Origin of the sequence: Dyadobacter chenwenxiniae, from assembly GCF_022869785.1 — a bacterium.
In the GTDB taxonomy this organism is placed as follows: domain Bacteria; phylum Bacteroidota; class Bacteroidia; order Cytophagales; family Spirosomataceae; genus Dyadobacter; species Dyadobacter chenwenxiniae.
In genome coordinates, this window is sequence record NZ_CP094997.1 from 503,994 (window position 1) to 529,763 (window position 25,770).

At 45.2% G+C, this 25,770-nt stretch carries 25 protein-coding genes; 14 read left to right on the forward strand and 11 right to left on the reverse strand.

Annotated elements, in window-relative coordinates:
* The first annotated feature begins 96 nt into the window (after positions 1-96).
* The 4 genes from MUK70_RS02020 to MUK70_RS02035 all read left to right on the forward strand — a co-directional run bounded on the left by MUK70_RS02020 (position 97) and on the right by MUK70_RS02035 (position 3,852).
* Complete coding sequence (locus MUK70_RS02020) at positions 97-687, forward strand: RNA polymerase sigma factor (protein WP_234602059.1); 591 nt, start codon at positions 97-99, stop codon at positions 685-687.
* On the forward strand, positions 674-1,705 hold the full coding sequence (locus tag MUK70_RS02025) for an energy transducer TonB (RefSeq protein WP_234655591.1): 1,032 nt from the start codon (positions 674-676) through the stop codon (positions 1,703-1,705). Before MUK70_RS02020 ends, MUK70_RS02025 begins: the two co-directional genes overlap by 14 nt.
* 529 nt (positions 1,706-2,234) lie before the next feature.
* Positions 2,235-2,624, forward strand: a complete 390-nt coding sequence (locus MUK70_RS02030; protein WP_234602061.1) for a response regulator transcription factor — start codon at positions 2,235-2,237, stop codon at positions 2,622-2,624.
* Between the two features lie 13 nt (positions 2,625-2,637).
* Positions 2,638-3,852, forward strand: a complete 1,215-nt coding sequence (locus MUK70_RS02035; protein WP_234602062.1) for a sugar transferase — start codon at positions 2,638-2,640, stop codon at positions 3,850-3,852.
* 46 nt (positions 3,853-3,898) lie between these two features.
* On the opposite strand, the gene MUK70_RS02040 is transcribed toward MUK70_RS02035, so the two are convergent.
* Positions 3,899-4,306: an acyltransferase gene (locus MUK70_RS02040; protein WP_234602063.1), complete on the reverse strand. Its 408-nt coding sequence runs from the start codon at positions 4,304-4,306 to the stop codon at positions 3,899-3,901.
* A 321-nt stretch (positions 4,307-4,627) separates the two neighbouring features.
* On the opposite strand from MUK70_RS02040, the gene MUK70_RS02045 reads away from it, so the two are divergent.
* The 7 genes from MUK70_RS02045 (at position 4,628) to MUK70_RS02075 (ending at position 12,564) form a co-directional block, all read left to right on the forward strand.
* Positions 4,628-5,296: a TolC family protein gene (locus MUK70_RS02045; protein WP_234602064.1), complete on the forward strand. Its 669-nt coding sequence runs from the start codon at positions 4,628-4,630 to the stop codon at positions 5,294-5,296.
* Positions 5,293-7,473, forward strand: coding sequence for an exopolysaccharide transport family protein (locus tag MUK70_RS02050; RefSeq protein WP_234655590.1), 2,181 nt, complete (start codon positions 5,293-5,295; stop codon positions 7,471-7,473). The genes MUK70_RS02045 and MUK70_RS02050 overlap by 4 nt, the downstream gene beginning before the upstream one ends.
* Complete coding sequence (locus tag MUK70_RS02055; protein WP_234655589.1) at positions 7,470-8,651, forward strand: glycosyltransferase; 1,182 nt, start codon at positions 7,470-7,472, stop codon at positions 8,649-8,651. Before MUK70_RS02050 ends, MUK70_RS02055 begins: the two co-directional genes overlap by 4 nt.
* Before the next feature lie 9 nt (positions 8,652-8,660).
* Complete coding sequence (locus MUK70_RS02060; RefSeq protein WP_234602068.1) at positions 8,661-8,807, forward strand: hypothetical protein; 147 nt, start codon at positions 8,661-8,663, stop codon at positions 8,805-8,807.
* A complete protein-coding gene (locus tag MUK70_RS02065) occupies positions 8,807-10,333 on the forward strand; it encodes an O-antigen ligase family protein (protein ID WP_234602072.1) in 1,527 nt (508 codons plus the stop codon). Before MUK70_RS02060 ends, MUK70_RS02065 begins: the two co-directional genes overlap by 1 nt.
* Positions 10,334-10,491: 158 nt before the next feature.
* Complete coding sequence (locus tag MUK70_RS02070; protein ID WP_234655588.1) at positions 10,492-11,343, forward strand: beta-1,6-N-acetylglucosaminyltransferase; 852 nt, start codon at positions 10,492-10,494, stop codon at positions 11,341-11,343.
* Positions 11,344-11,349: 6 nt separating this feature from the next.
* On the forward strand, positions 11,350-12,564 hold the full coding sequence (locus MUK70_RS02075) for a glycosyltransferase (protein ID WP_234655587.1): 1,215 nt from the start codon (positions 11,350-11,352) through the stop codon (positions 12,562-12,564).
* Here the strand turns inward: MUK70_RS02075 and MUK70_RS02080 are convergent.
* From MUK70_RS02080 to MUK70_RS02095, 4 genes are all read right to left on the reverse strand, one after another.
* A complete protein-coding gene (locus tag MUK70_RS02080; protein WP_234655586.1) occupies positions 12,546-15,008 on the reverse strand; it encodes a response regulator in 2,463 nt (820 codons plus the stop codon). The two genes, MUK70_RS02075 and MUK70_RS02080, sit on opposite strands and share 19 nt — an antisense overlap.
* A 219-nt stretch (positions 15,009-15,227) precedes the next feature.
* Positions 15,228-15,995 carry a glycosyltransferase gene (locus MUK70_RS02085; protein ID WP_234655585.1) on the reverse strand — a complete coding sequence of 256 codons (768 nt, stop codon included), beginning with the start codon at positions 15,993-15,995 and terminating at the stop codon, positions 15,228-15,230.
* 23 nt (positions 15,996-16,018) lie between these two features.
* Positions 16,019-16,792, reverse strand: a complete 774-nt coding sequence (locus tag MUK70_RS02090; RefSeq protein ID WP_234655584.1) for a glycosyltransferase family 2 protein — start codon at positions 16,790-16,792, stop codon at positions 16,019-16,021.
* Positions 16,793-16,798: 6 nt separating this feature from the next.
* Positions 16,799-17,671 (reverse strand): glycosyltransferase family 2 protein, encoded by an 873-nt coding sequence (locus tag MUK70_RS02095; RefSeq protein ID WP_234655583.1) that lies wholly within the window; start codon positions 17,669-17,671, stop codon positions 16,799-16,801.
* 254 nt (positions 17,672-17,925) lie between these two features.
* Between MUK70_RS02095 and MUK70_RS02100 the strand changes: the two genes are divergently transcribed.
* Complete coding sequence (locus MUK70_RS02100) at positions 17,926-19,269, forward strand: flippase (protein WP_234655582.1); 1,344 nt, start codon at positions 17,926-17,928, stop codon at positions 19,267-19,269.
* A gap of 33 nt (positions 19,270-19,302) precedes the next feature.
* Here MUK70_RS02100 and MUK70_RS02105 read toward each other — a convergent pair whose 3' ends face one another.
* The 5 genes from MUK70_RS02105 to MUK70_RS02125 are packed head-to-tail and all read right to left on the reverse strand — an operon-like array spanning position 19,303 to position 23,028.
* Positions 19,303-20,412: an acyltransferase family protein gene (locus MUK70_RS02105; RefSeq protein ID WP_234655581.1), complete on the reverse strand. Its 1,110-nt coding sequence runs from the start codon at positions 20,410-20,412 to the stop codon at positions 19,303-19,305.
* A gap of 1 nt (position 20,413) precedes the next feature.
* A complete protein-coding gene (locus MUK70_RS02110) occupies positions 20,414-20,980 on the reverse strand; it encodes an ATP-binding protein (protein ID WP_234655580.1) in 567 nt (188 codons plus the stop codon).
* A 3-nt stretch (positions 20,981-20,983) separates the two neighbouring features.
* Positions 20,984-21,322, reverse strand: a complete 339-nt coding sequence (locus MUK70_RS02115; RefSeq protein ID WP_234655579.1) for an STAS domain-containing protein — start codon at positions 21,320-21,322, stop codon at positions 20,984-20,986.
* 6 nt (positions 21,323-21,328) lie between these two features.
* A complete protein-coding gene (locus MUK70_RS02120; protein ID WP_234655578.1) occupies positions 21,329-22,486 on the reverse strand; it encodes a response regulator in 1,158 nt (385 codons plus the stop codon).
* The gene (locus MUK70_RS02125) at positions 22,483-23,028 is read right to left on the reverse strand and encodes a hypothetical protein (RefSeq protein ID WP_234655577.1); all 546 of its coding nucleotides are present in this window, start codon (positions 23,026-23,028) and stop codon (positions 22,483-22,485) included. Before MUK70_RS02125 ends, MUK70_RS02120 begins: the two co-directional genes overlap by 4 nt.
* A 187-nt stretch (positions 23,029-23,215) precedes the next feature.
* On the opposite strand from MUK70_RS02125, the gene MUK70_RS02130 reads away from it, so the two are divergent.
* Together MUK70_RS02130 and MUK70_RS02135 are read left to right on the forward strand one after the other, a co-directional pair.
* Positions 23,216-24,133, forward strand: coding sequence for a glycosyltransferase family 2 protein (locus tag MUK70_RS02130; protein WP_234655576.1), 918 nt, complete (start codon positions 23,216-23,218; stop codon positions 24,131-24,133).
* Between the two features lie 3 nt (positions 24,134-24,136).
* Positions 24,137-25,309 (forward strand): glycosyltransferase family 2 protein, encoded by a 1,173-nt coding sequence (locus MUK70_RS02135; protein WP_234655575.1) that lies wholly within the window; start codon positions 24,137-24,139, stop codon positions 25,307-25,309.
* A gap of 50 nt (positions 25,310-25,359) precedes the next feature.
* Here the strand turns inward: MUK70_RS02135 and MUK70_RS02140 are convergent, their stop codons facing one another.
* Positions 25,360-25,737, reverse strand: coding sequence for an Hpt domain-containing protein (locus tag MUK70_RS02140; protein ID WP_234602107.1), 378 nt, complete (start codon positions 25,735-25,737; stop codon positions 25,360-25,362).
* Positions 25,738-25,770 lie beyond the last annotated feature (33 nt).

Genomic DNA, 25,770 nt, shown 5'->3' on the forward strand with positions numbered 1-25,770 from the left:
TTCCATAAATTTTTTCTGACTTTTTTTATGGAATTTCAAATGAGCTGCATCTAATGCTTGACACACAGCAGTAATCATGTTTTTAAGCCGGCGCATGTGAGGTTTTTAAGAATATTTAGGGGAAATACAGCGGCATCGCTTTCAGAGGCGCAGCAACTCAGGGCCTATCGCAGCTCCGGGGATGTTGGCGTGTTGGGGGCGCTTTATGAACCTTACATGGAAATGGTTTTTGCGGTGTGTTTCAAATATTTGCGTGATGAAGATGCGTGTAAGGACGCGGTGATGCAGATTTTTGAAAAACTTGTTGTTGAATTACGGACGCATGAAGTGGAACATTTCAAAAGCTGGCTTCACAGCGTTTGCCGGAACTTTTGCCTGATGCAGCTTCGTGCAAGAAAGACATTTGTTACAGCCCATGATATTGACAATGAGCACGATGAAACATTGCTGATCGCGACCGGCCCCGAAGAGCCGCTTTTCTACGATCGGCAATTTGACGCGTTGGAAATGTGCCTGGGAACATTGCAAACGGAGCAGAGAATGACGATCCAGCTGTTTTACATGCAGGAAAAATGTTATAAAGAAATTAGTGAGGAAACCGGTTTCGATCTCAATAAAGTGAAAAGTTACATCCAGAACGGAAAACGGAACCTGAAAATTTGCATCGAGAGAAATGGTAGAGAATAGATCTGATATGGCTGGATTTGAGGAGTTTCGCCGCTATCAGAATGGTGAAATGTCGCCCCGGGAGCAACATTTGCTAGAAAAGCAGATGCTGGAAGATCCTATGCTTGCTGAGGCATATGAAGGATTTCTCGCCATGCACCATAACACGGCCGATCTGGCCAGCTTGCAAAAAGAGCTGAAACAAAACCTGGAACGCAGGACTACTAATCATAGAAAGTGGATAATTCCGCTATGGACCTACGGCGCAGCTGCTTCGCTGGTCCTTACTTTGGGAACGCTTTGGCTTGTGTTTGTGTCCAATCCACAAAAGGGTGACAACAAAGAAACTGGACAAAATCTAGTCGAAATACCTGCGCCAGAACCTGAAACGGCGCGCCAATCCGAGCCTGAAACCGCCGCTCCATCTGCTCCTGAAACAAAACCAGCAATAGCATCCCAAACTGAAAAACCAGCTCCGCGAACAACGACGCCAGGGAGCCGTGCGCAGGAGCCAGAACCTGCAACTGTGGTTTCCCCGCGAAAGTTTGAAACCGATTTAGCCGCCGCAGATCATGATGACCAGGTAAGTGTGCCTGCTGCTGCGCCAGCGGAAAAGCAGGCATTTGCCAACACAGCGCGTGGTCCGGTGCCTGCCCCTGCCAGTCGCGTACGGGAGCAGCCTAAGTACAAAAAGAGTCAAACTGTTGTACCCGAGGCGACTTCTGTCAGAAGTCTTACAGCGCTGCCTGTTCCGGCAGATTCTGTTATGAAGCTCACAGCCAGCCCTTTAATGGGATGGGATGCGTATAGATCTTATCTGGAAAAACGAACCGCCGCCGCCAGGCGAAAAGGAGAAGTGACGGTCAGCTTCTATGTTAATTCAGACGGCACGTTAGCCGACTTGACGGCCGAAGGGGAAAGGCAGTTGCAACCAGAAGCAATCCGCATTGTGAAGGAAGGCCCGCAATGGGTTCCCGCCAGACAAAATGGCTCCGCCGTCCGTACACCTGTGAAGGTTATATTGAATTTCAAAAAGTAGGTAGTTTCTCCTCACTCATCTACCGGGATAACTTCAAAAAGTAGCTGTTTTCTCCTTGTCAATCTACCGGGATCCCTGTGGTTGAACGCATTACACGTTTCCGCCGGAATATAATTATCCAGGGATTTAAATAATCGCGCAAAGTTTTATCGGTTACAAAACTACATCGTAGAACTAATTTGTATTTTTTTTCAAAATAGAATCTGAATTTTTTGCAGTCTGGATACTTGTATTTAATTTTACTACCTACATTAAGACTCCCTTCATACATATACCCTTTATAATAATTTCTGTAAATCAAACTGTACCACCAATTATTGATGTTTTATTAGATTTAATACGACAGAAAAAGGGTCTTTCGAATAAAATTTTCGTGTGGATTTTGTAATCGGCAGTATTATTACTAATTCTACGTAAGAATTGGTTGTTATTTCGAATCAATCAGGCGGTGAGCAGCTTAAACCTGGCGGAACCTCCAAGTAGTACCATCAACAAGCACCAGACAATTTGAATATTTTTTACTCAACCTATGAGCAGTAGAAGAAATCTCTTGATAATAGACGATGAACCCAGTATCACCAAGATATTAGAGCATTTTCTAAAAAAGGACTTTGATGTTGTAATTAAAAGTGACGGGTCCGAAGGCATGCTTTGGCTCGAAGAGGGAAATCAGGCTGACTTGATTATTGCCGACTTGCATATGCCCAATTTGAGCGGAAAAGAGTTCTTAAAGGTTGCAAAGGCCAGCAATTTGTACGCTGATATTCCCGTGATCATCCTTTCCGGATCTGACGAAAGCAGTGAACGGATACAATGTCTTAACCTGGGCGCGGACGATTTTATGGTCAAACCGTTCAATCCGATGGAAGTTCACGCCAAAATCAATGCAATCCTCCGCCGAAGTAAACGCTACTCTTAATCAGCAAATCAATATGGAATTGACAAGCACGTCCCCAGGAATGGTTGTTGAGCCAAAATCCTACGTTGCGTTGTTCAGGGTCATTTATCTGAACAAAAATCTGGCACAGTATCTGAGGTTCTCAGAGCAGTATGCCGATTCAATGCAAGTTGAATACTTTGACTCCAAAGAAGGCGTTCTCCGCGCCCTTGAAGAAAATTATCCCGCAGACATTATCCTGGCCCACACAGAAAGCGATGGCCTGCAATTGCTGGACACGATCCGGAATAATGCTGGTTTCGGTAACATTCCGTTTGTGCTGATGGTCGATAAGCTGAGCCATGAAGCCATTGAAATGGCCCGCAAGCATCACGCCGACGATGTTTTTTCCGTGCGCTTCGACGATGGCGACCTGATTACCCGCATCCGTTATTTCAAAAAGCGGCAGTGGTATGTGGCCAGCAAAGCCTCGCAAAAAATAGGTGCTCAAAGCACACGGACGCCTCTCTGGAAAAGGGCCATCGATGTCATCACGACGGGCACAGCTGTAATCATTTTACTGCCTGTGTTCCTGCTAGTGGCACTTTTGATCCGCCTGGACTCGAAAGGGCCAGTTTTCTACAAATCCAAAAGGGTAGGGAGCGGCTACAAGATCTTTGACCTTTATAAATTCCGCACGATGCGCACGGATGCCGATCAGCTGATTCGGAAAATGGCTGCGTTGAGCATGTATAACAAAACAACGGAACCCTTAAATCAGATCGAAAGCAATGGTTTATGCGACGAATGTATAGCTGGGAACCAATGCAAAAGCTTGCTGTTCCATGATGGGAAAGAGATCTGCGAGAAGCTTTATCACTTCCAGAAAGATCAGAAAGCGGCTTTTATGAAATTCCAGAACGATCCGCGGATCACGCGTTTCGGGCAGTTCCTGAGAAATAGCAGCCTGGACGAATTGCCACAGTTGATCAACATCCTGAAAGGCGATATGTCACTGGTGGGTAACCGCCCGCTTCCGCTGTACGAAGCCGAAAAAATGACCACTGACGATAAAATCCTCCGCTTTGCAGGCCCAGCCGGACTTACCGGCTTGTGGCAGGTGACCAAGCGCGGAAAGGGGAAAGCGGATATGTCGGAAGAGGAAAGGACGCAGCTTGACATTACCTATGCGAAGGAATTTTCCTTCAAAATGGATATGCAGATTATTTTAAAAACATTTCCGGCCCTCTTGCAATCAGAAAACGTTTAGCACTCCTTTATCAGAAAACTATCGAAACTACTTGTACACGCTTATGTTAAATGGTCTTAACCCATTCGTTGCGAGACCCATCGTACTGTTTAATAACCCGCGCAGGATTGCCTACAACGACGGAATAGGGAGGGATACTTTTTGTGACGACGGCTCCTGCGGCAATTACGCAGTGTTTTCCAATGGTAACGCCGGCAGTGATGACCGAGTTAGCACCAATCCAGCAATCATCTTCAATCACAATGGGTGCGACGCTGACACCTTGTTCGTGAATCGGTCGCCTGGTGTCGGTGTAGTTATGGTTCAGTCCGCTTGCCACGATATTTTGAGCGAGAATAACATTATTACCAACCGTTATCGGGCCAATGATAACATTGCCCAGCCCAATCAACGAATTATTGCCTATTCTAACTTCCCCCACACCATTATTAACCGTAGTAAAGTCTTCAATCATAGAATTGTCTCCGATTGAAAAGGGGTTAAATGGTAGCACATCCATTCTCACCCAGCTCCTTATGATAACGTTTTTCCCCCTTTGGTGATAGAAACGATTCAAAATCACCCTTACCCAAAGCCTCGGACGAGCCTGATTTGTAGGAATAAGAAGCCAGTGAAAGAATTTTTTTAAACGTGGATTGCTCTTGATTCGGTCTGAAAAAGCCATTCGGATGGGACAGAAGAAAAGTAGAAGTATTTTTATTCAAATGTATTTCCTATAACTACAAAATCAAGCAAAACGCATTTTAAATAAACTGTTTTTTAAAAAATAATGCCGATGAGATACGCAGTGTTTTTAATTCCCTTGTTTTTGATTACCCTCACAACACACGCCCAGGAGTCTTTGAGCAAAGATGTAGACTACGCTTATCTCGAAAAACTAATTGCGGTTACCAGAGCTAATTACCCGAAAATAAAAATGTACGACGACCGGGTAACGATTGCCGAATACGCGATCAAGAAGGCAAAGCTCTCGTACTTTGACATTTTCAATTTCTCTTACCTGTATAGCCCAAACAATAACACCGCCACGATTTCGCCAACGCTGCTGAGTGGTTACCAGCTGGGCTTCTTCGTCAATATTGGCGCTATTTTGCAAAAGCCCAGCCTCATTAAGCAGGCCAAAGTGGAACTTTCGGTGATGCAGCATGACAAGGAATCATTTGACCTGAATATGGTCGCGGAAGTAAAAAAACGGTATTTCACATTGATCCAGAAGCGCGCGGTTTATAAGGTGCGCTCCAATGCGGCGCTGGATGTGGAAAGTATGGTTGCCAATGTAAAGAAGCGCTTTGAAATGGGGCAGGAGTCACTGGAAAAATATAACCAGATACTGGTTATGCAAACAGACCATTACCAGAACTTGCTGAATGCCGAAAGTGATATTTTGATAGCGAAAAGCAGTCTGGAAGAGTTATTGGGACAAAAATTAGAAGATGTAAAATGAGCGAGTTTGTACAATTCCTGAGACTACTGCAGCGAAATAAGGTCACATTGATCCTGGTTCCGCTGATCACCGTTATCCTTTGCTATTTCCTTGTACGGCGCCTGCCTGACACATTTGAATCACACGCACGCATTGCAACCGGCCTTGTGGACAAGACAGACCAGGTTGTTACCAAAGCAAAGGACGAGCAGGACCAGCAGATCGCACGCAAGTTTGAGAGCCTGATTCAGGTCATGCGTTTGAAAAGGACGATTGATCAAGTGTCCTACCGACTTCTCCTGAACCATCTCAAAGGCTTGAAAGACTCGACCTGGCGCGAGCCCGTGAAGGAACTGGAAAGCATGAGCAAAGCCGATAAAAGTAAGGCGATTGCCCTGATCACTCAGAAATACAAGAATCGCGAGGAGCTGTTCCTGTCCAAACCCTATGAAAACGAGCTGAACAACATTATTGTGGATATGGGTTATGGCGCCAATGCACTGCGTGAAAAGCTGATCATTTACCGCACAGGCGTAGGCGATTATATTGATATCGAATTCGAAGCGGAGAACCCCGAACTCGCCGCCTATGTGATCAATACGCTGAGCGAAGAGTTCATCTCAGATAACTCGACGCGCGTGGTTGGAAACAATAAAAAGACCATTGATTTTCTGCAACGTTTCATGCTGCAAAAACTCAGCGCGCTCAACAGCCGCATGAACACGCTCAGGAATTTCAAAATTCAGAACCGGGTTTTGAACCTGAATGAGCAAGCGAAGAGCATTTATGGCCAAATGGCTGATTATGAGACACGAAGAGAAGTTGCACAGAAGGACATTGTGGCGTTGGCAGCGGCAATCAACAACATTGATAAAAAGTTTGATCCCACCGAGCGGAAATATTTTGAAAGCGCACTGACCGGGATCAATCAAAAAATCATTGCCTCGAAAAGTAATCTGCGCGCATTGAATGAGCGATATGTGGTCAGCAATTTTGATCAGCGTCTGAAATTCAGCATCGATTCCCTGAGAAACCAGCTGACAGAAGAAATCGACGAGGCGACGGACAAGTATGCCTACAACCCGATGGCGCTAAAACAGGATCTGGTCACGCAGAAATTGCAAATGGAAATTTCGCTGGAACTGGCCAAAAGCAGCGTTGCCTCAATTCAGGGTGAGCTCAACCGGTTGAACAGGAAATTTGACGGACTGGTGCCAAATGAAGCGACCATCCAGGAATATGAAACATCAATTGACATTGCCAGTAAAGAATACATTGAGGCATTGCAGCGCTATAATGAGGCGAGCCTTGAATTCAGCTTTCCGGTTTACCTGCGTCTGATCGAAAGAGCGATGCCGGGTGAAGTGCAGGCATCCAAAAAAATGGTGCTGGTGGTGCTTTCCGGCGTGATCAGCCTGACATTCTGCGTGTTCGTGTTCTTCATTTTGTATTATATTGATAAGTCCATCCGGTATCCGTTACAACTGGCCAATGCAACCGAAAGGCCTGTATTGGGTTATCTCAATGCATTGGACAAAGGCTCAAACGTGAGCCTTTCGGGGATGAATGCTTCGGACGACAGGTCGATCAGACTGTATAAAAATCTGGTTCGATCCATTCGCTATGAGCTTGATAATGAAATAGATGATCCTAAAATCATTGCAGTCACAAGCCTGTCACAGGGCGTGGGGAAAACCTCATTTGTTGTTGCGCTCGCCTGGGCTTTTTCTAAAATAAATAAGTCGGTGCTCATTATTGACGGAAACTTTGGACAGCCGGACATTTCCAAGCTGAACCCGGATTCGAGCCAGATCGAAAGCTTCGTAAAGAGCAATACGGTGATCGAAGCCAGTGCGGGGCAAATCCGTATTCTGGGCAATAAAGGGGGCGACATTTCCCTGCTCGAACTGGCCGACGAAAAGGCTGTAGGCGATCGCCTGCAAGTGCTTAAAACGCAATTCGACATTATTTTGGTGGAAACAGACTCGCTCACGGCAATGAACAAGGCCAAGGAATGGATCACATTTTCAGACCGCGTAGTCGCTGTTTTTGCCGCTGGAAGATCTATTTCAGATGAAGATCAGTCTAAAATCCAATATCTCAATAATTTGGACGCCAAGTTCTCAGGCTGGGTGCTGACCAACACCGAGGACATTCCCGAGCAAGCCGGTAAAATTGGAAAACCTGTGGAAGTATGAAAATAGTGGAAGCGGTTTGGCTACTTACTCAGTTCCTGATCTGGTATAACCTGGTCTTTCCGGTGGTGCTGCTCCTGATTTACAGCATTCGCAGTAAGGACAAGCTGGCGACGGCCGGTGCCCTGGTTCCGGAAGAACCGGATTACGGCATTATTGTCACGGCTTACGAATACACGCAGCAGCTTCCCACGGTGGTAAGCTCGCTGCTGGAACTGGATTACCAACGCTATCATATTTATGTAGTGGCCGATAAATGTGACATTACCGGACTGCATTTCCCATCAGAAAGGGTTTCATTGCTAAGACCCGAGCAAACGCTGGGCAGTAACACCCGTTCCCATTTTTATGCAATCCGCCATTTTATCCGGCCCCATTCGCACCTGACCATTATCGATAGCGATAACCTGACCGACCCCCAATATCTCAATGAGCTCAATGTTTATTTCAAAGCGGGATTTCAGGCGGTGCAGGGCGTGAGGGAAGCGAAAAATCTGGATAGCACCTATGCTTGCCTGGACGCTGCAAGAGACATTTATTATCACTTTTACGATGGTAAAGTGCTTTTCGGCGCAGGATCTTCGGCAACACTTGCGGGCTCGGGAATGGCATTCACGACCGCGCTTTACAAGGAATGTCTGGGGCACCTGGATGTTACCGGTGCGGGTTTTGATAAGGTGTTGCAGGAAGGCATTGTCAGCAGAAAGTATCGCATTGCATTCGCCGAAAAGGCCATCGTTTATGATGAGAAAACCACAGGAAGCGATCAGCTTGTGAAGCAACGGGCACGCTGGATCAACACATGGTTTAAATATTTTGCACTTGGATTTAAGATATTTTTCAGCGGATTAACCAGCCTGAACCGGAATCAAACCTTGTTCGGACTAGTGCTGCTCAGACCGCCGCTGTTTATATTTTTGATCCTGTCGGTATTTTTCTTGCTCATTAACCTGTTCATTTCGATTCCCGTGGCCCTCATGTGGTTTGTTGGTTTGTGTGTTTTCGTTATGGGTTTTTATATTTCCTTAAAACGCTCGCATACCGATTCCCGGATCTACCAATCGCTGGTAAACATTCCGAAGTTCATTTCTTTTCAGCTTATCGCCTTACTTAACGCCAGAAAGGCCAATCAGATTTCTGTGGCCACACGCAGCGGCCAGACGGACGAAAAACAGATATAGCCCTGCGATATGAAAATTTACCCGGTTAAGACAGAAAAGAGAAAGAAAGAGACGTTCGACCATCTGACGCCGCTGCAAAAAAAGACGAGGCAGGTTGCTTTGCTGCTGGCTTTGGTCAGCGCATTCATTTTTTTCTTTAAAATCTTGTTCTTTTAATGGAGAAGGATTTACAACTTTTTATTTCCAACAGCAATGCGGCTGAGCGAACATTTAAAGGCAAGCTTCACAAGCTGTTTTTGATAGATAAGCTCAGCAATACCACCGGACTGCTCATCCTTCTTTTGCTTTCAGCGGGGTTGGGTGCTTTAATAGCGTATCACGGCATCATCGCCGGCGCTTTGATCATTGTGTTAATGATTGGGCCGCCATTTATTTATTCCATTGTTGTTTTTCCGCAGTTCGGGATTACCGTTTTACTGATGCTCGCCTATCTGCTCTTTTTTGTAGGCAGGCTGGGCATAGATTTCCCGCTGGGAACGGTCATGGACGGAATTCAGGGACTACTCATTTTAGGCTTTTTTATTCGCCAGAAACGTAACCCAGACTGGACCATGTTCAGGGGGCAGATCGGGACGATGATCCTGATCTGGATCGTTTATAACATTACACAGGTGGCGAATCCGGTTGCTGAATCGCGCCTGGCCTGGGTTTACACGATCAGGGCGGTGGCAATTGTAATGCTTACGTATTTCGTTTTTATGTATCAGATCCGGACGGTGGAGCAGGTCCGGTTTATTTTGAAGATGTGGATCGGTCTGGCAACATTTGCTGCGTTGTACGCATTCAAGCAGGAATTTATCGGCTTTTCGGCTGCCGAGGAAGCCTGGCTATATTCGGACCCTAACATCAAGGAGCTGCTTTTCATTTCCGGGCACTGGCGGAAGTTTTCGATTTTTTCAGACCCTGTGGCCTTTTCGTATAATATGGTGGTTAGCAGTATTTTGTGTATTGCGCTGCTATCGTATGTGAAGGAGAGATGGAAAAAAGTTGTGCTCGCGGGGCTTACAGTGATGATGTTTACCGCGATGCTTTTCTCAGGAACAAGGGGCGCGTATGTGTTGCTGCCGGCTGCCATGGTGTTGTTTGTAATTTTGAAATTCAACAGACAGGTGCTCATTGGAACTGCCATTGCAGGCGTGGGGATAGTATTTCTAATTTTGGTGCCTACCTCAAACTCCAACATTGTCCGCTTTCAAACTGCATTCAAACCTAACGAAGACATTTCCTTTCAAGCCAGGAAGAACAACCAGAAACGGATTCAGCCTTACATTTTGTCCCATCCGATGGGGGGCGGCCTGGGGGCGACGGGCGCCTGGGGACAGCGCTTTGCACCACAGTCTTATCTGGCCAATTTCCCACCGGACAGTGGTTACGTGCGAATAGCCGTGGAGCTGGGCTGGATTGGTCTTGCTATATTTTGTGTGTTGATGTTCTTTATTTTAAGAGAGGGCATTAATAACTATTTCTCCATCCGCGATCCAGAGCTGAAAACGTATTGTATGGCCATGCTGCTCATTGTTTTTGCCTATAACATTGGTAATTATCCGCAGGAAGCACTGGTTCAGTTTCCCTCAAATATCTATTTCTATCTCGTTGTTGCGCTCATTAACGTCACCAAAATCATTGATGAAAAACAGCAGATTCGAAAAGTCAGGCAGGAAGTTGTTCCGGAAGCACAGTAGCTGTTTCGACAGGCTTTCTGGAATGCCTGCAAGGCGTGAAACCGCAGCGCTGTCCATGACCATTTTAATTAAAATAAAAACGATGGGATGCGCCGGACGTAGATAGAATTATTTGTACAAAAAGATTAAATTACCCCATATTCGTATAAACAGTTACATTGAAAATCGCTCACCTGATATTGGCTCATGGACAACCTGCACAACTAGCCAGGTTGGTTAGAACATTAGCTCATCCCGACGCGTATTTTTTTCTGCACATTGACAAAAAAGCCGTTCTTCCGGAGTTTGAAGCCATTTTGCCAAAAGAAAATGTGTTCTATGTAAATAAGCGGGAGAAAGTAGGCTGGGGTGCATACAGCATTGTTCAGGCTACCATCAATGGGCTGGAAGCGATCGTTTCTTCTGAGTTGAATATCGGATACATCAACTTGCTGAGCGGCTCCGACTATCCCTTGAAAAGAGCAGATGAGATCCACAATTTTTTTCGAGACCAAAACGGAAAAAATTTCATGGAATTTTTGTCTGTTTCCCACGAATGGAAAGAGGCAATTCCGCGCCTAAGCGAATATCACCTGACCGATTACCATTTTTCAGGGAAGTATTTCGTGCAAAGATGGATGAACAAGCTGTTACCCGCCAGAAAGATGCCCGACAATCTGGTGGCTGTGGGACGGTCCCAGTGGATGAGCATTACTCTGGATGCAGCGAAGTACCTTTTAACGTATTTAAAGGCGCATCCTGAGGTTACGCATTTTTTTAAACATACTTGGGCGCCGGATGAGATCATTTTTCAGACCATACTCTATAATTCGCGCCTTAGGGATACAATGGTGAACAACAACCTCCGGTACATCCGCTGGCAAGACGGCAAGGCAAGCCCGGAAATATTTACAGCAATGGATGAGCAGGATCTGTTGAACTCAGGGGCACTTTTTGCCCGAAAATTCGATATGACTTCTCATCCTGAAATACTGGACCAGATAGACAAGAAGATTTTTAGCTACACGTAGGTTATTATGGATATCGTCATTACCGGACAACAGGCTTGGGACGTAGAGATAGGAAGTAATTGCAAAAACATTGCGCTTGAATTTAGCAAGCACCACCGTGTCTTGTATGTGAATTCCCCTCTCGACCGTGCCAGTTTGTTTAAAAACAGCAAAGATCCAAAGGTCCTGAAACGCCGGGAAGTAATTAAGAATAAGCGGGATGGACTGGAAAAAGTGCAGGAAAACTTATGGGTGCTCTATCCGGATAAGCTCATAGAATCAATAAACTGGATTTCTTCGGATAAAATTTTTACTTTCTTCAATCGAAGGAACAACCGGATTTTTGCAGATTGTATCCAAAAAGAAATCGACAAGCTGGGCTTTAAGGATATCATTCATTTTAACGACAATGATATGTTCCGGAGCTTCTATCTGAAAGATATGCTCGAACCCAAATTGTCGATTTATTACTCGCGGGATTATATGCGGGCCGTTGACTACTGGAAAAAGCATGGCGACTTGCTCGAACCGCAGCTGATTGCCAAAAGTGATCTCTGCGTAGCCAACTCGACTTATCTGGCCGATTATTGCCGAAAATTCAATCCAAATTCATATTATGTGGGTCAAGGCTGCGACCTGGACATTTTTCTGGCAGGTGGCAATGCACCCAAACCGGCCGATCTGAGCCATTTATCCAGCCCGCGCATTGGTTATGTGGGTGCATTGCAAAGCATCCGCCTGGATATGGACCTGCTCCGGTACATTGCCGAGCAACGGCCCACGTGGAATATTGTGCTGGTAGGACCCGAGGATAATGAATTCCTGGCCAGCAAATTACATGAATTGCCTAACGTGCTATTCACGGGTTCGCGGGATATCAGCGATTTACCTGCCTATATCAACGCTTTTGACGTTTGCCTCAATCCGCAATTACTGAACGAGGTTACCATTGGAAATTACCCGCGAAAAATAGACGAATATCTGGCTGTCGGAAAGCCAACGGTGGCAACCAGCACCGACGCGATGAGTGTTTTTTCGGAGCATGTCTACCTTGGAAAGTCCAAAGACGACTACATTAAGCTTATCGAGCAGGCACTTTCGGAAAATTCAGAGGCCAGGATTGCGGCGCGCAGAACATTTGCGAGCTCCCACACATGGGAGAATAGTGTCGGGGAAATTTACAAGGCGATCGGCGCGTCAGGTTCCGGTAAGAAAGATTATCGTTACAGCAATTTTAACTGAACCAATCCTAACTCGGATTCAGCTTTTAGTAACACAAGCTTTTGGGCAAGATCATTGTTCCAGCTCCCTTGTTTGAGAATGGCTTCGAGCTCTTTATACTGATTGGCCGTCGAGAGCATTCCCACGGAGAAAAGGGATGAGCGGAATTTATGAATAGACTGACGCAGTCTTTCAAGATCACCTGCTCGCGAGGACTCTTCAATCGTATCTAATTGTGTCTTGCTGTCATTTTCAAACATCTGGATCAGCTCGGCGCGAAGCTCGTTATCGCCGCCTGTTATTTCTGCCAGATATTCAAGATTAAGTATGCTGTCCGCCATGGTGCCCTGTTGTTGAGGAATTATTTCTTTGATTTGTGGAGCGGGAGAAGGCGTTTCTAAGTGGCCTTTATTTCCCAGATATGCAATTGTATATATTAATTCGCTTTCCTTAAAAGGCTTCGAAATGTAGCTGTTAGCACCAATGCTAAGGCATTCTTCCTTTTCGCCGACCATGGCGTGTGCCGTCATTGTAATGATCGGGATCGTTTTTGAGATGGACTTACGGATCTCTTTAATGGCCGTGTACCCGTCCATGACAGGCATTTGGATATCCATTAAAACAATGTCGAATTCTTCCTCGCGCAGCTTGTCCAATGCTTCCTGACCATTGTTGACAATGCTCAATGGAATTTTTAATCTTTCAAATATAGCACGTAGTAATTTCTGATTTAGTGTATTGTCCTCGGCAGCCAACACTTTAAGTAACGAAATAGATTCCCGTGGATCAATGACTATTTCCTCAGCCGGTTCTGCGGGCGCTTGCATCACCTGAAATGGGAAGTCCATTATAAAAGTCGTCCCTTTTCCGAGCTCACTTTCCAGCTTTACCGTTCCTTCGAAAAGCCCAACGAGTGATTTTACAATGCTAAGGCCAAGCCCGGTTCCGCCAAAAACCCGCGTTGTGCTTTCTGTGGCTTGCACAAAGCGGTTGAAAACATCACTCAGCTTGTCTTTCGCAATTCCTATGCCGGTGTCGGTTACGGTCATGCGGATAGTTTGCACGCCATTGACAGATCTCCTGACGGGCTCAACGCTCAATGTAACACCTCCTTTTTCTGTGAATTTCAGAGCATTGCCGCATACATTAAGCAAAATCTGGGTTAATCTCAGCTTATCCGCCTCCACAAAAGCAGGCAAGTCATCGGCCAGTCTGTATTGGTAAGAAATGCCTTTTTCGACTGCTTTTTGTTTGGCAATAACCGATACGGACTCGACCACTTCTTTCAGTGAAATTGTAGTTTTTTCCAAATGCACCTGACCTGCTTCAATTTTGGAGAAATCCAGAATATCGTTGATGAGTTCCAGCAAGTTTCGCCCGGCATACTGGATATACTCTACATATTCCATGCTCTTTGGCTCCTTTACTTCTCCGACCAGCAGATTTGTAAAGCCAATGATCGCATTGAGCGGCGTGCGTATTTCGTGACTCACATTGGATAAGAAAATATCTTTCACTCGCACCGATTTTTCGGCCAGCGCCCTCGCCTTTTCGAGCGTGGCCTCATAATTGGCCCTTTCGGTAATGTCCCGAAAAACAGTAATTGCGCTGGTAACCTCACCCTCGATCCCGATCACGGGCTGCACGTTGGTTTCCAGGTGATATATTTTGTCATTTTTAATTAAATCAATTTTGTTACCCGCCAGCTTTTCTCCTTTCAAGCCCCGGGCCACGGGCAATGTTTCCGGTGTGAAGCGTTCGTGAAAACGGGTGGGATCCAGTAATGTGATCTGGCTAAGCTCATCACTCAGTGTGATAAGTTTGCTGGGTTTGAGTCCAAGAATTTCCCGTCCGGATTGGTTCAAAAACACAATTTCACTTTGCTTATTGATGACCATCACACCATCCGGGATCGCTTCCAGATATTGACTTACCAGCCGCTCTTTTTCATTTATTTCGTTTTGCAAAAGGACTTGTCTCCGCTTATCCAGATTCATGAAAATGATAGAAACGACGGTCAGAAATAGACCCACAATAGCCGTAACCATGATAAATCGCACCGAATTTTCCTGTGTACGCGCTACGAGCATGCGACGCGTATTGAGGTTATGGTTTTCGTGATATTCTATCTCATTAATTTTGTTTGTCAGCGACTTATTAAGCCTTATGCCTTCGCCTTCCCTGATTTTTTGGAAAGCACTGTCCCGGCTGATTGTCCTGCAAATGGACACAATTTCCTGTGAATATGCTACAATGTTACTGGAAATGGAAAGCAGTTGCCGCACTCTGACCGTCTGTGCCGGATCATTTTTGACCAGATTGTAGAGCGTGTCTGTGATGCCGACCAGCTCTGTCTTTTTATTGTAATTATCTGCCAGCAGGTTGTTGTCCTGCGTGATCAGGTAGCCGCGCATATTAGACTGGAAATCCTTGGTAACAAGCCCGAAATTGGCTGTTTGATTCAAAATACCTATCGTCCTGTTGAGGCGTTCGTTGTTGAGGGATAGGTCCCGGACATTTTTGTAGGTAAAATAATGGGAGCCAAAAATCAATGCAAGGCCAAGGTATATGCAAGCATAATACCATCTAAAAGTAGCTTTTGTCAAACTGGTCGGCATACACTTGAATAAATTGGCGCGCGGTATATGGTCATTTTTGTATTGATGCTTCGAAAATGGAGCTTGTCACCTCAGATAATCAAAATTAAATTTCAAATGTCTGTAAAGGTGCCTGATGTTTGCCAGTACAAAGTTCTCGCTCTGCCGCCAGTTTTCACGCTTCATAGTGCTGGGCTCCACTTCGGAGTTTTTTTGCGCAAACAAACCATTGAAATCTTTGTAAAAAACGGCCTTTCCTTTCTTTTTCAGGAATGACATCATCATGCTGTATTCTGTAAAATCACCCTTTTGGCCTTCGATGTATCTCCCGAACTTTTGAAAAAAGCTGGTACGACGTAAGTGCGGGTGGTCGCTGTACATATAAAACTTCCTGTAACCAGGTTTCCATACTTTGAAAGCCATATCGTAAAACCCGTGATCGCCATGGGTCAGGTAAGGGTATTCAAAATAGGCATAAAACCGGACCATATCAACTTCCTGCCTGTGATGCATGATCTGCAATGCATGCTCAAACTTCTCAGGGAAGATCGGGGCGGGCTTGAAGTCCTCTTGCACATATAATGTTAAAGGAGTCTGCACCGCGTCCTGGCCCTTGTTGATGTTGTTGCCGAGTCCTCTGTTTTTGGGCGTAGTAATGAGTCGGAAACTAAACCGCTTTTGTAGTCCATGCAGATAATCAACGTGTTCTTGCTTGCTGCCATCATCGGAAACGACAATGTCCTCAAATTTGCAATGAAGCCCGGCGAACGATTTCAGGAGCTGTTCCAGCGACTGGCTCCTGTTATAATGTGTAATCAGCAGGGTCACACCTTCAAAAAAATACTCTTTTTCCATAACATTAAGCAGTTCCGGTCAGGTTATTTCATGAACACCAGGTCGAGCGTATTCTTCAACCACCGGTAACGCAGATAGCCGCTGCGTGCAAGCTTAACCAGCGGATTTTCGCTCAGTTTCCAATCCGCCCGGACCATCGTGCTGGGTTCATCAGAGGAATTTTTTTGGTAAAATAATTTTGTAAATTCATTGAAAAACAAGCCCTTCCCTTTCTTCTGCAAAAAACTGACTGCCATTTTATACTCTGTCAGATCGCCTTTGATGCCTTCGGGATATCGCCCGAACTTTTCCAAAAAATTGCTGCGTCTCAAATGGGGGTGATCGCTGTAATAATAGAATTTGAGGTGGTTCATATCCCAAAATCTGTAAACCATTTCTGAAAATCCTTTTTGAAACGGCTTTAAAGTAGGGTAGGCAAAGTAGGCGTAAAACCGGACAATGTCCCATTTTGAATCTTGGCGCATGAATGTAATGGCGTCCTCGAAATGGGCAGGAAATATGTCGGAAGGCTGAAAATCCTCCTGCACATATAAAGTGTACGCTGTCTTCACAGCGTCTTGCCCTTTGTTAATGTTATTGCCCAGTCCCCTGTTTGTGGGCGTAGTAATGAGGTTAAAGTTGAAACGGTTTTTCAAACCCGCGATCTTTTCGAGATGTTCAGGTTTACTGCCGTCGTCGGACACAACAATGTCGCCAAAGCGGCAGTTGAGATCTTCAAAACTGGTAAGAAGGCGTTCCAGGGACTCGCTTCTGTTGTAATGCGTAATTAATAAGGTCGTATCCGGGAAAAAGTGCATAAGTTCTTAAAACATCGAGAGATAGTCACGCATTCCTTTCATCTGTCTTTTGGCGCGATTAAGGAAGGCGTTGGTAATGCTTCCGTCATCCAGTAACCGGCGCGGAGATGTGAAAACTTTTGCGCGGGAATCGGCCACCATTTTTAGTTTTCCGGCTTTTTTCAGGTTCAGCGCCATACGGCCGTCCTCCGCCTCGTTTTGGAAATCGCTTCCGACAATGTTGGCATACACACGTGAGCCGCTTACCCTGAACCCTCCCGTGGAGCGGCCTATCTCCGTTACAAAGCCCATATTAAAGCCGTAGACATTCAGATATTCGCGGTTTTTCTTTCTGATACGGATCATAACGCCTGCGAATTTTTCATAAACCCACAAACCGAATCGTCCCTGATTTTCAGGCGGGATGAATGCATAGTTGCCATAAACGCCAGTGATTCCTGAATCTTTGACCATCGGCGCCACCATCAGATCGATCCAGTCGGGCGGGTAAAATGTGTCCGAATCGGCGCAGAGATGGTATTTCCCGCGAGCGAGTTTCAGCCCCATCTGCCGCGCAAATGGTGTCCCCTGAATGGTTTGCAGATAAGTCCTTACCCCGAGCGTTTCCAGCACATGCTGCGTGCCGTCTGTCGAATTATTATTAATGACAACTATTTCGACTTTGTATTTGCTCTTACTGGCTGATAATGAGGAAAGCGTGCGATAAATGTTGTTTTCTTCGTTCCAGGCGGGAATTACTACGGAAACATCCGGGCTCTCCTCCTTGAAACGGCTTAAACTGGCTTTAAGACGATCAATTTCGTCACCTGTAAGATCCTGAAACCGCTTATTCGTGAAAAGATGTGGTAAAATCCATTGCGGCAAGCCAAATAAACTCATGTCCGGGTAGTAAAATGGAGTCGATATGCTTCTGATAAATGCTGTGCTGACACGATGCGTGAGCTTTCGGATGAAAGTTAAAACTTTAATCCCGGTTTGCGCAAAAAAATAGTAAAATTAGTTCTATTATCGCAGTCTGATTAAGTATACAGCATGTTGAATAAATTATTGGGTCTGGTTGTGCTGATCCGCTACGGAAAATTGCCCCGGGAAGTAGGATACTTTTATGGAGATACGCTTACTAAGAAACCATAATGGAGAATAAGCCCAAGGATCAGTATTGGATTAAGTCGGGGTTTATCAATATACTCCAGAACTTCTCCGGCGTTTTTTTTGGATTTGCTGGATTTTACGTGCTGGTCAGGTTGCTAACGAAGCACGATTTCGGTGTTTGGACGTTATTTATCAGTACAACCACCATCCTGGAAGCCATCAGAAGCGGCCTTTTGCAGAATGCTTTGGTCAAATATATTTCTTCAACGGATCGGAAAGAACACCCGGAAATTATCACGGCGTCATTTGCTATCAGCGGCATTGTATCCGTTTTTTGCATTACGACAATTATCCTGATCGCTCCTTATCTGAGCCGTATCTGGGACTCGCCACAGCTGGTTTCGTTGCTGTATTTTTACATTGCGATCTATCTTTTTTCGGGAATGCAGGCGCAGTTCAATGGTGTAGAGCAGGCCAATCTCCGCTTCAACGGTATTTTTATTACCACCATCATTCGCCAGGGCACTTTCTTCGCTTATGTACTTGCGTGTTTTGTATTTTCAATACATGTAGAGCTGATTTACCTCGTTTGGGTGCAGATTCTGAGCGCTCTCCTGGGCATGCTGATTGCCTATAATTTTGCGAAAGACAATCTGGTTCTGTCGCGGAATGTGAGCAAAATGTGGGTCAATAAGCTTTTCAGTTACGGCAAATATGCGTTTGGTACATTGATCAGTTCGTTGCTTTCAGGCACAATTGATCAGATGATGCTAGGCGCATTGCTATCTCCCGCTGCTTCCGGAGCGTTCAACATTGCGGTAAGGGTAACCAATCTGATCGACATTCCCGGCAATGCGGTTGCAACCATTGTTTTTCCGCAAAGTGCCAAGCGCATGGAATCGGAAGGGCCGGGTGCGATCAAATACTTGTATGAGAAATCGGTGGGGACCACATTGGCGCTGGTAGTTCCTGTGGTGCTTTTTCTTTATATTTTCTCCGGAACTGTAATTCATCTGATTGCCGGAGAAAAGTACAACGACTCCATTCCGTTATTGCAGATCACCCTCTTGTATTGCCTGTTGGGGCCATTTGGAAGGCTTTTTGGCAACATTCTCGACTCTATCGGGAAAACTAAGGTGACGTTTTTAGTAGTGATCGGATCGGCAACATTGAATCTTGTTCTCAACTATTTTCTGATCAGGTCCATTGGCGTGATGGGTGCTGCTTATGCCACACTGATTTCGAGTATAGCAGGCTTTATAGTTGCGCAGGTTATCCTCAGAAGAACGATTGGCGTTAATATTCTGAATACTTTTGTTTACATGTTCCAATTTTATCCTGAGTTTTTGGACAAGCACCTGAAACCAATGCTCAAAATGAAGTAAGAGACAGGCAGGCTGAAAGTTTGAAACTGCAAGTTATTTGACCGGCTCAGTAACGGGCTTCTTCTTCGATTTATACTGAAAGCGCATTTCAATATTTATGTAAGTCCACGATGACACAAAGTAGATCAGGGCGAAGTTCAGGAAAACTAGGTAAACATAATCTTCCGGCTGAAATTTCAAAATTCGTATAAAAAGTACATTGAAAAGGCTCACGAACAAAGCGTGCGTCATGTAGATAGAATAGGAATATTGGCCTAGCTTATGAAACAGCCCCACACGCTTCATACCCGCCGAAACGATGCCTTTCTCAAAAGCAAAAGTGTAAATGCAGGCGAAAAATAAGATCTCAAATACAGCTCCCCAGGGTTTCATTGCCTCGCCATTGTAAATGCAGAGCCCGATAAGTGTTAGTGTGACCAATTCCCCCACGGAGAAAATCCACGCAGGCATGGTGCGTACGGAAACGTGTGTGTTACTAAAAAAGTTGAAGCACAAAACGCCGGTAAAAAAACCCAGGATCCCTCTCAAAAAGCCGTAATCAAAACTGTAATTGATCTGAAAACTTTGGGAAACCAGCCATAATCCAGTGAGTGCAATGAGCATGATGAGTGCATAATACAGATTGCGCCTGGCAAACTGTCCTGAGGAATGAATGAAAACCAGCGCCGACCCAAACACGACATAAGCAATCATTTCTGCACTGATCGACCAGCTTGGAATGTTCCAGCTGACGTCGTTTACGCCAGGCAGCGGCGTGGAATTAATAAGAAAAAGGGAAGTGCAAAAAGTGTAAACATTATTCGCAGGATTGGTCAGGTTGTTCACCTGAATATAGGGGCTCAATAAATTTTTGGCCAATTCCATTCCCAGAAACGCGATGAGCATGACGAGGTGAAGCGGATAAACCCGGTAAACCCTTTTGGTTAAAAACAATTTCAGCTGATGCCCGTCGGAAAGCGATTGGTAACTGTAAGCGATCACAAACCCGCTCAGGACAAAGAAGAAATCGACGAACATATCCGAGTTTTCGACGAACCGGTTGTTCAGCAGCGGTGTATTCGCGAACGGCGCAAGGTGAAAGGCAAAAACCAGGGTTGCAAACAGCCCCCGGAAAATATCCAAAACTTCGAACCTGTGTTTCATACTAGTGTTTTTTGAGATTAAACAGGCTTATGAAGCGGTTAGCCTTGGTTTTGAGATCATACTCATAAGAAAACGCATCAGATGCCTTCGTGATGATCAGCAACCCGAAGTGCTCACTGGTGTCGATGAGTAAGCCCGGCATTTCCATTCCTTCCAGTTCTTCAATGTAAAAATTTGCCCGATTGCCTTGTTCTGATCTCACAATGAGCGAATCGACGCCGTTGTGATAAATTTGAAATTCAAGTTTGCCGGAAAACGATTCGATGGGCCACGTGAAGATATTGCCAGTGTCCTGCTCCGAAACCGACAGCGGTTTTCCCAAATCCTGTTTTTCAAGTATTAACATGCCGTCGTCCACCTTAATGATCAATGTGCAATGTCCGGTTCCCGAATGTTTCACCGCGTTTGTCAGCAGTTCGGTAATAACCCACTTTACTTTTGAAAATGTGTCGGCAGATGGGGGTGAGGCTTTTGTCCTTTCCACCACATGTTCCAGGCAAGTATTTAAAATGCCGGGAATTTCTTCCCGGTTACTCGTAAAATGAATCCTTATCGAATCTTGCTCCATAAATTATTTCGATGCCTCCATTACCTCCTCGAAGTCTCTGAAAATCTTAAAGACTTTATCCATTCTGATCATCGTCAACAGGCTTTTTACGTCGGGCTTTAATGAAACAAGATAAATGTCGACGTTCCGGGGCATTGCGTATTTAAGGGCAACCACCAGACTTCCCAGGAACGAGCTGTCGATATAGTCTACATTTTCAAAGCTCACCACAATGAGTTTGGCACCATTGGCTACAAGGGTGATCATTTCTTCTTTGAACATTTCTGCATTGGCAAGGCTTGCCTCTTGCGGCAAAATTGTTGCCTGCGTCACATTGTTGATTTCGTTTACTTGGAGAATCATGAGGGGTTATGTTTTTTCAATAAAAATAATGCTCGCATCGTCGACTTGATTGGAGTCGTTGATACTGTCTAAAACGTGGGCTTTGATCAGATCAAAGCTTGCTTCATTGCCCAGATAAGGCGTAATTTTGGACACAAAAAACGGGTAATCGCTCTTTTTTGAACCATCTGACGGAATGTCGATCATTCCGTCTGTAAAAATGATAAGCTGATCGCCCGCTTTCATTTTAATAACCTGTTTGTCGTAAAAGCCTTCTTCCAGCAAGCCCAGCAAGAGTCCCGATGAAAGCACGGTGGAAGCCTGCATGGTTTCGGGCTTAAAACTGATCAGCGGCAAATCACCTGCGCCCGTATAATGGACGTCGCCGGTTTCACTGTCCAGCAAAATCAGCGACAGGCTCGAAAGTATGTTTTGCAGACTTTCGTCCATATAGATCAGCTTATTGATCTTTTGAACAATAGTATCTAATGTAAAATCATTATCGAGTACGCAAAAGCGGATGGCAGCGCGGATGTAACTCAGAAAGCCAAATGTGAAGAACCAGGCCTGCCATTTTTTCCCCATAATATCACCCAGAAACGCAAAGCAAAAGCGCTTATCCACTTGCACAAAATCGATAAAATCGCCCCCTGGATATCCCAGATAGCCCTTATGCCAGAAATGCACCCGAAAACCGGAAATGATGGGATTGCGCGTGGGAATTGACTTCACATTGAGCGTTTCAGCCGCAATTTTCAGCTCTCTGACGGATCTGACGTGCTCGTTCTGAAGCGACTTGATAATGTTGCTTAGTTTGGAAATGATCACCGGAATCGGCGTTTCCTTATTGATAAAATCAATCGCATACATGCTCAAACCTTCCATCACCAGAGAGGCGTCGGTAAAGGAAGTAAGGAAGACGAAGGGAATGTCGCTAATGTTCGGATTGAGCAGTACAGCCTGGCGGAAATCGAAGCCGTTCATTTCGGGCATGTCATAATCGGACAGGATCAGGTCCGGCTTTTCCACCAGTAGCAATTCCAGCGCCACCGCAGCCGACTCGCATGCCACGCAGCTATATCCGGCTTTGATCAGTGAAGCTTCGAAAACCCTCCGAAACATCATGTTATCCTCAACAAGCAGGATTTTGTTTACAGAAGCAGGAGGATCGGAAAATTTCATCATTTTTTGTTGAAGTTTAGCACAAACAAAAGTACTCCACCAAAAATGATGAGCAATGATACCAGATCCATAATGGTCACACCGTCATTGGCATTGAAATAAAAAACGGTAAAAATCTCAAAACTCGGAGGGGCAGGCATAATGATCATGGCGAAACCAAAAACGATCAGCAGGATGGCCAGGATAAACATGACCAATTTTTGGATTGCATTTCTTCTTATATAGGAACTGCTGATTTTGCTGTCGATCTTATTTTCGGAAAGTAACTTTTCCAACCCTTCCAGAAGCTCTTCCCGAGACAGATTATTGTCCTGATCCAATGCCTGAAACGGTGCAACGGCCTTTGCCTTAAATGCGGAGCGCCTGAATGCTTCCGCGATTTCTTCCTGATAAGATTGGGATAGTGAATGGTCCACGCCCGACTGTTCTATGACCTCAATTAATTCGTCCAGCTTTTTTCTGAGTGGCTCTTTTTTGCCGCTGAGTTTGGCCACATCCGGGATATGCGAATTTTTTTTAATATCAAGCAGGCGCGTAATTTTCACTTTATGAATATCTGATTAGATTTTAGCGGTAAAACCAGGGCTTTTAGTATGGCTGCCAACATTTTCTGCTTGCAAAATTTACATTTTGTTTAAAGCTATGTTTTAATTGTTAAATTTGAAATAGTTCTACAAATCAATAAAAATATTCCTTCATTTCAGATTGTTTTCAGTGCCCAGCTCCGATCCAATGAAAAGTGTTTCCATTGTCACTGTAAATTTTAATCAGCTCAGGATTACAGAAGATTTGCTCAGATCATTGGAGGAAGTAAACACCTACTCAAATCTAGAAATCATCGTCGTCGATAACGGCAGCAAACCCGATCCGGTCCCGGACTGGATAGCAAAATATCCACAGGTGAAATTCATAAGATCTGATAAAAACACCGGGTTTGCAGGGGGCAACAACATAGGCATTGCGCATGCCGGCGGTGAATATTTATTCCTGATCAACAACGACACAGAAGTAACAGCAGACCTGATCGGTAAGCTCGTCACGACTATGGAGGCTAATCCGAAAATCGGTATGATCTCTCCTAAAATCCATTATTTCGACCAGCCTGGCATGTTGCAATACACGGGTTACACGCCCATGAATTACTACACGGCGCGCAATGCTTGTATCGGGCAATTCGAACAGGATAGGGGTCAATACGATTCGCTGAGCGGTGTCACAGGCTATGCGCACGGGGCTGCGATGATGATCCGCCGTAAAGCATTGGAGAAAGCAGGCGTTATGGCCGAAAATTACTTCTTATACTACGAAGAACTGGATTGGTGCGAACGCATAAGAAACGCAGGTTATGAAATCCATGTGGACCTTTCAGCGCTGATTTATCATAAAGAGTCCGTCGCCGTAGGCAAGCGATCGGCACTGAAAGAGTTTTTTATGAACCGAAACCGGATTTTATTTATCCGAAAAAATGGCTCAGCGAGTCAATTTTTCATTTTCTGCTGCTATTTCATGTTAGCCGTGGTTCCCAGGAATCTTATTCAATATATCAGAAACAAAGAATATAACTTCATTCCCGTATTTCTCAAAGCAATAACCTGGCATTTCACCAATAAGGCGGATAGCGATCACCTGGGCTATCCCTTGACACGTTAATTTATGGAATTACTATTCTGGCTTAGTCTGTTTGTGGTTTTTTACACATTCCTTGGTTACGGTATTATTTTATATGTTTTAGTCAAAATTCGGAGGGCGGTGAAAGGGAATAGGCCCGTCCCGTCGCTCGACCAGGACATGCCGACATTGACGCTGATCATCGCTGCGTATAATGAAGAAAGTATCATTGAGGAGAAAATTCAAAACACGCTCGCGCTCTCTTATCCACATGGTAAATTAAACCTGATCTTCGTCACAGACGGCTCGTCGGACCGTACGCCTGAACTCGTCAGCGCATATAAACAGATTAAGCTGCTGCACACGCCTGTAAGAAGCGGGAAGATTCTTGCCATGCACCGTGCTATGAGGGAGGTTGATACAGAAGTAGTTGTCTTTACCGACGCGAATACTTATCTGAACCCGGACGCATTGCTGCTCATTGCCAGGCATTATGCCGACCCCAAAGTAGGTGCTGTTTCAGGCGAAAAACGGGTGATGCAGGACGCCGTTTCCGACGCAACAGCAGGGGAGGGCTTCTACTGGAAATATGAATCCACGCTCAAAAAGTGGGACTCGGAGCTCTATTCAGTTGTGGGAGCTGCGGGCGAGCTTTTCAGTGTCAGGCATTCACTTTACCGACAGGTGGAACCCGACACGATCCTGGACGATTTCATGATTTCCATGCTCATTGCGCAGCAGGGTTACCGTATTATCTATGAGCCGGAGGCATATGCTTCGGAGCTTTCGTCGGAGAACATTAAGGAGGAATTGAAAAGGAAAGTCCGCATTGCGGCGGGCGGGATTCAATCCATACTCAGGCTTAAAAAGTTGCTTAATCCATTCCATTTCCCAATGTTGTCGTTCCAGTACATGAGCCATCGTGTGTTGCGCTGGACTATTACCCCGTTTTTAATGATCCTGGCATTGGTTCTCAACTTTGCCATTGTTGCTGATTCCGGTAATGCTTTGTACGTTCTGATTTTGGTTGCGCAGGTTGCATTTTACTTGGCCGCTTTTTTGGGTTGGGTGTTGGAGAAAAGGAAAATCAAGGTGAAAGCCTTGTTTGTTCCTTACTATTTCTGCGTGATGAATTATGCCGTTATCGCAGGAATAATCCGTTTTTATAAAGGTAACCAAAGTGCTGCTTGGGACAAGTCCAAAAGAAAAAGCGCGTAACTAATGCTACACGCTTCCCGTTTTATATTAATTCCCTTTATTATTTTCTCCTATTCTACTTGAATTAACTTCAACCTTTCGGATTCGTGTTCAATGATAGGAAGCAGTTCGTTGAGTTCTGCTGAGATCTTCTGATACATGTCCATGAGACTCTCCGGTGTCTCGTTTTCCTTGATTGCTTTTTCAAGCACTTCTACTTTTGGCCTGATCCAGGTAAGTCCCGCCATGGTGAAAGAAGGTTTCAGTCCGTGTACGATGCTTGCCGATTCTTTCATGTCCTCTGTGTGTAATGCATTGTGAAGCGATTGCCAGCGCGGAACTGAGTCACTCAAAAAAGCATCGAAAATCATGTGGAGTATTACCGGGTCGTCTCCATAAACCTGTTCAATGTAATTGAGGTCCAGGGCAGGGTTAAGTTGTAGGTCCATTCAGTAGAAGTTAGAGCTGTTGCAAAGTGAGTT

Bases quoted from the DNA above. Each gene is read 5' to 3' on its own strand.
- MUK70_RS02025 (WP_234655591.1), top strand. From the start codon at position 674: ATGGTAGAGAATAGATCTGATATGGCTGGATTTGAGGAGTTTCGCCGC.
- MUK70_RS02030 (WP_234602061.1), top strand. From the start codon at position 2,235: ATGAGCAGTAGAAGAAATCTCTTGATAATAGACGATGAACCCAGTATC.
- MUK70_RS02035 (WP_234602062.1), top strand. From the start codon at position 2,638: ATGGAATTGACAAGCACGTCCCCAGGAATGGTTGTTGAGCCAAAATCC.
- MUK70_RS02040 (WP_234602063.1), bottom strand. From the start codon at position 4,306: ATGATTGAAGACTTTACTACGGTTAATAATGGTGTGGGGGAAGTTAGA.
- MUK70_RS02045 (WP_234602064.1), top strand. From the start codon at position 4,628: ATGAGATACGCAGTGTTTTTAATTCCCTTGTTTTTGATTACCCTCACA.
- MUK70_RS02050 (WP_234655590.1), top strand. From the start codon at position 5,293: ATGAGCGAGTTTGTACAATTCCTGAGACTACTGCAGCGAAATAAGGTC.
- MUK70_RS02055 (WP_234655589.1), top strand. From the start codon at position 7,470: ATGAAAATAGTGGAAGCGGTTTGGCTACTTACTCAGTTCCTGATCTGG.
- MUK70_RS02060 (WP_234602068.1), top strand. From the start codon at position 8,661: ATGAAAATTTACCCGGTTAAGACAGAAAAGAGAAAGAAAGAGACGTTC.
- MUK70_RS02065 (WP_234602072.1), top strand. From the start codon at position 8,807: ATGGAGAAGGATTTACAACTTTTTATTTCCAACAGCAATGCGGCTGAG.
- MUK70_RS02075 (WP_234655587.1), top strand. From the start codon at position 11,350: ATGGATATCGTCATTACCGGACAACAGGCTTGGGACGTAGAGATAGGA.
- MUK70_RS02085 (WP_234655585.1), bottom strand. From the start codon at position 15,995: ATGGAAAAAGAGTATTTTTTTGAAGGTGTGACCCTGCTGATTACACAT.
- MUK70_RS02090 (WP_234655584.1), bottom strand. From the start codon at position 16,792: ATGCACTTTTTCCCGGATACGACCTTATTAATTACGCATTACAACAGA.
- MUK70_RS02095 (WP_234655583.1), bottom strand. From the start codon at position 17,671: ATGAGTTTATTTGGCTTGCCGCAATGGATTTTACCACATCTTTTCACG.
- MUK70_RS02100 (WP_234655582.1), top strand. From the start codon at position 17,926: ATGGAGAATAAGCCCAAGGATCAGTATTGGATTAAGTCGGGGTTTATC.
- MUK70_RS02105 (WP_234655581.1), bottom strand. From the start codon at position 20,412: ATGAAACACAGGTTCGAAGTTTTGGATATTTTCCGGGGGCTGTTTGCA.
- MUK70_RS02110 (WP_234655580.1), bottom strand. From the start codon at position 20,980: ATGGAGCAAGATTCGATAAGGATTCATTTTACGAGTAACCGGGAAGAA.
- MUK70_RS02115 (WP_234655579.1), bottom strand. From the start codon at position 21,322: ATGATTCTCCAAGTAAACGAAATCAACAATGTGACGCAGGCAACAATT.
- MUK70_RS02120 (WP_234655578.1), bottom strand. From the start codon at position 22,486: ATGATGAAATTTTCCGATCCTCCTGCTTCTGTAAACAAAATCCTGCTT.
- MUK70_RS02130 (WP_234655576.1), top strand. From the start codon at position 23,216: ATGAAAAGTGTTTCCATTGTCACTGTAAATTTTAATCAGCTCAGGATT.
- MUK70_RS02135 (WP_234655575.1), top strand. From the start codon at position 24,137: ATGGAATTACTATTCTGGCTTAGTCTGTTTGTGGTTTTTTACACATTC.
- MUK70_RS02140 (WP_234602107.1), bottom strand. From the start codon at position 25,737: ATGGACCTACAACTTAACCCTGCCCTGGACCTCAATTACATTGAACAG.